Origin of the sequence: Actinosynnema sp. NPDC023658, assembly GCF_040639995.1 — a bacterium.
GTDB lineage: Bacteria > Actinomycetota > Actinomycetes > Mycobacteriales > Pseudonocardiaceae > Actinosynnema.
On record NZ_JBFAAX010000513.1, the window covers coordinates 1 to 4,238 of the forward strand.

Genomic DNA, 4,238 nt, shown 5'->3' on the forward strand with positions numbered 1-4,238 from the left:
GGCCATGACCGTACCTCCCTTTACTCAACGTGCAGGGGCGGTTGTGCAGAGTGACACGTGAAAGAATTACACGAACTCTGCGCGTCGGTTGTCAACGTCCGACCCCGCACCCCGCGCCGCCGTCCCCGAAGCCGGATCGCCGGATGGTCGTCGGTCTCAGAAGTTCTTCCTGGCCACCGTCCAAGGTGCCTTCGACGCCAGCCCGGACGACTCCATGATGTAGGCGCGGGCGGTCTGGTTGCCGTTCAGCACCATGTCGAGGAACTGCACGGTCGTGATCACGCCGTCGGCCATCTGGTAGCCGGTGATGAAGCCGCCGTGCCCGGCCTGGGGGTGTTCGGCCAGGACGGCCGGGACGGTGGTCAGGTTGTAGTTGGCCCGGGTGTTGTCGTAGGCGATGTCGGAGGGGCCTCCGTCCATGTACAGCACCGGCGCGTGGAGCTTGCTCAGCTCCGAGCGCGAGTAGCCGAAGGAGCCGTCCGCGAAGAGGCCGCTGTCCAGCGAGACGGTGGCGTCGACCCGGCGGTCCTGGGCGGCGATGAGGGCCTCCAGCCCGCCGCACGAGTGACCGGCGGTGACCATCCTCGTCGTGTCGAGCCGCTGCGACAGCGGTGCGCCCGAGCGGGTCTGCTCGCGCTCGGCCCAGGTGAGGGCGTCGGTCAGCAGCGAGGGGATGGGCGAACCGCTGGGCAGGCCGTTGGCCGAGCCGTTGGCGGAGCCGATGTCCACCACGGCGAAGCCCTTCGACGCGATGGCGGTCAGCAGCTGCGTCACCTCGCTGTTGTTGGTGTGCGCGCAGGCGCCGTTGCCGAAGGCCACCACGGGCAGGGGTCGACCGAGTGCCCCGGGGTCGGACGGGCGGAACACGGTGAACCGGTTGTCGCCGTACGCGCCTTCACGGGTGACCGGGAAGCTGTTCTCGACCATGGGACGGCCCGGCTGAGGCGTCGAGGACGTCGTCGTGGTCGTGGTGGTCGTCGTCGTGGTGCCCCCGCCGACGCGGACGAGCTGCCACTGCTGGTTGCTGCCGCCCCAGTCGCTGTACTGCACGACGTTGCCGCCGTCGGCGGTGGACGCGCCCTGGACCTCGACGGCCTTGTTGCTGTTGCGGTTGATCAGCCGCACGTAGCCGCCGTCGGAATCGGCCAGGCGGAACTGCTGGTTGGTGCCGTTGCCGTCGGCCCACTGCACGATGTTGGCGCCATCGGCGGTGGAGAAGTTGTAGACGTCCAGCACCTTGCCCGACAGCCGGGACTTCACCCGGTAGTAGCCGCCGCCCGAGTCCACGAACTGCCACTGCTGGTTGGTGCCGTCGCTGCGCGTCCACTGGGTGACGCGGGCGCCGTCGTTGGTGGCGAAGTTGTAGACGTCCAACGCCTTGCCGCTGTTGCGGTTGACCAGCGCGTACCAGGCGGTCGTGTCGACGGTCGCCGCCGACGCGGGGGCCGCGTCGAGCGCCGCCACCAGCCCGCCGAGCAGCACGGTGACGACGGCGGTGACGCCGATCAGACGACGCCCGCGAGCCCGTGGGGCGGCGGGCGGGTGGAGGCCTGTTCCGGCCATGGGCGTGCTCCTCTTCATCGAATAACCAACGTTCACGTCGTTGTGGCGGATTGGAAAGCCGAGAACCAAACTGTGCGGTACCGCCGGTACCCGGTCAAGGCGCGACGAAGATGTTTCGCACGGCAATGGGACGAATGGCCGATGGCATTCGCCGGGTGCTAAAAGGAAGCACGAATTTGTTTAGCTCGGGAAGAATGGCGGCAGGCGGTCGGCGCCGTTCGGACGAACGGCCGGATCAGCGGGCCCGGGTCACCGTCGTGCCACGCCGCGGGAACCGGAACCAGCGGCGGTCCGCCAGGTCGGCCGGCTCCAGGTCCGGAGCCGCGACCGGGCCGCCCCCCGGGGGTGGTTGGGGGGGCGGGCGGGGTGGTGGGGGGGGTTCGGCGTGTAGGGCCGCATGTGGGGCGTGGTGGCCGCACCGCCCCCCGGTGGGGGGGGGGCGGTCCAGTCCTTGATGAGCACGGCGCCCGTGCTGCAACCCCACGGGTTCCAGGTCCACGGGAGGTAGCTGATGTGGTGCGCGTCGGCCCAGTCCGCCAGCGTCTCCATGTAGTCGTAGCCGCAGTTGTCCTGGCCGAACTCGCCGAGCACGATCGGGACCTGCTCGGCGAGCGGGGCGATCTGGGTGTCCCAGCAGGTCACGGAGGCGCAGGCGTTGTTGCTGTAGGCGTGCCACGAGGCGGCGATGTTGTTCAGCGGGTCGACCGGCTTGTGGGTGAGCCACTCGCGCATGTCGTTGGCCCACTCCAGGCCGCCCAGCATCAGCACGTTGGTCGCACCGGTGGAGCGCACCGCGTCGACCAGGTCCTGCATCCCGGCGACCTCGTAGGGGATGCCCGTGCAGGTGCCGCCGTCGCGCCAGCACTGCCAGCCCAGGGTCTTGTCCCAGTTCGCGGCCATCTCCGGGTAGGGCTCGTTGAACAGGTCGAACACGACCGCGTCGTTGCCCTTGAACGCGTTCGCGACGCCGGTCCAGAACTGCGGGGAGTACTTCGCGTCCGGCATCGGCTTCTGGCACACCGCGTGCTCGTCCTTGCAGTGCCAGTCAGGGCTGTTGGTGTACGCGCCCCAGGTCCAGTGCAGGTCCAGGATCACGTTGATGCCGTTGGCGACCAGCAGGTCCACGTAGTCCTTGACGGCCTTCTGGTAGGTGGCGCCGCCGGGCGAGCCGTACACGTCCAGCCAGCACTCCTCGTTCAGCGGCACCCGCACCGCGTGGACGTTCCACGTCTTCATCGCGTCCACCGACGCCTGGTCCACCGGACCGCCGTCCCACATGCCCTTGCCCTGCACGCACGCGAACTCGCCGCTGGAGCGGTCCACGCCCAGCAGCCGGTACGGCGTGCCCGCGGCGGTGACCAGCTTGTTGCCCGACACGCGCAACTTCGGCGCCGGACCATCGCCGGGCGGAGTGGTCGTCGTCGTGGTGGTCGTGGTGGTGGTCGTCGTCGTGGTGGTGGTCGTGGTGGTCGTCGTCGGGTCGGTGCCGGTGCACGGGGCGCCGTTGACCGCGAAGTCCGTCGGCTTGGCGTTGCTGCCGCCGTAGGAGAAGTTCGCCCCCGTCGACACGCTGCCCTTCGCCGGGATGGTGCCGTTCCAACTCGCGTTGGTCACCGTCACCTTCTTGCCCGACTGCGACCAGATACCGCTCCAGCCCTGCATCAGGGTCTGGTTGCCGGCGTAGGAGTAGGTCAACGTCCACCCGTTGACCGCCGACGAACCCAGGTTCGCCACGGTCACGTTGGCGCCGAACCCGCTGCCCCAGTCGTGGGTCGAGTAGTCGACCCGGCACGCGAACGCCGCCGCCGCGCTCGCGTCACCCGTCCACGACCCGCCCGCCGCCGCCATCAGGGCGGTGCTCGCGATGGACACGACCGCGCCCAAGGCGGCGACCGCGACGCGCCGTTTTCTGACTCCTCCGAACATCAGCACTCCTTTGTGCAGGTGAAGCCCAGTCCGCTGCGATGTCTTCCGGAAGTGGTTCCGAGAGGCAGGGAGGGCCGCCGAATCAGGTGTGGACCGCTCCCGGGAGAGGCGGCTCCACGTGCTCTGGGAGCGTTCCCAGAACAACGGTAGCGAAGATGTTGCGAAAGCTGAAGACCTCTATGCGGAAAAGCGCGTGCTCATCGTTTCAGCCGGTCCGGGCCGACCGGACGACCGATTGAAAATGGGGTCGTCGAAATCCGGAGATGTGGCCGACCGGGCGATGTCGGCCGACAACTCCGGACCCGGGGGTCTTTCTCACCCGAGGGTTGCGGGCCAATCCGGTGGGCGGTCACCGCCGATGATCGTGTTGGCGCACCGGAGCACGCGCAGATCGAGCAGGACGGCCGGGTCGGGCAACGTCTGCGACGTCCGCACGAGGAAGTGGTGCGCTTCGCCGGCGGTCAGCGAGACGAGCATGTCGTCGACGACCGCGTCGGCGGCCACCTTGTCGGCCAGCAGGCCGACGTCCCGGACGTACGAGGTGGCCCGCACGGTGACGCGGTAGCCACCGACCACGGGCGCCACGGCGGCCGTGAACGGCGCGGGGTGGTAGTCGAGGTCGAGGTCTTCGCCGAACAGGTGGTGGGTGCGGACGTCGCCCGCGACCGCGACCAGCACCTCACCCTTCGGATCGGCGGGTTCGAGCAGGTCGTCGGCCAGGTCCAGCGGCGCGGCGGACCGGGGCGGCA

General features: G+C 69.3%; 2 protein-coding genes and 1 pseudogene. All 3 read right to left on the bottom strand.

Annotation, left to right across the window (positions count from 1 at the left end):
- Positions 1 to 156: 156 nt before the first annotated feature.
- Entirely contained in the window at positions 157 to 1,563 is a 1,407-nt protein-coding gene (locus tag AB0G02_RS30150) for an RICIN domain-containing protein (RefSeq protein ID WP_360800598.1), read from the bottom strand.
- A gap of 249 nt (positions 1,564 to 1,812) precedes the next feature.
- Positions 1,813 to 3,489, bottom strand: coding sequence for a cellulase family glycosylhydrolase (locus AB0G02_RS30155; protein ID WP_360800601.1), 1,677 nt, complete (start codon positions 3,487 to 3,489; stop codon positions 1,813 to 1,815).
- 315 nt (positions 3,490 to 3,804) lie between these two features.
- Positions 3,805 to 4,238, bottom strand: a pseudogene (locus tag AB0G02_RS30160) (glycoside hydrolase family 2 protein); the annotation flags it as partial.

Bases quoted from the DNA above. Each gene is read 5' to 3' on its own strand.
- AB0G02_RS30155 (WP_360800601.1), bottom strand. From the start codon at position 3,489: ATGTTCGGAGGAGTCAGAAAACGGCGCGTCGCGGTCGCCGCCTTGGGC.
- AB0G02_RS30150 (WP_360800598.1), bottom strand. From the start codon at position 1,563: ATGGCCGGAACAGGCCTCCACCCGCCCGCCGCCCCACGGGCTCGCGGG.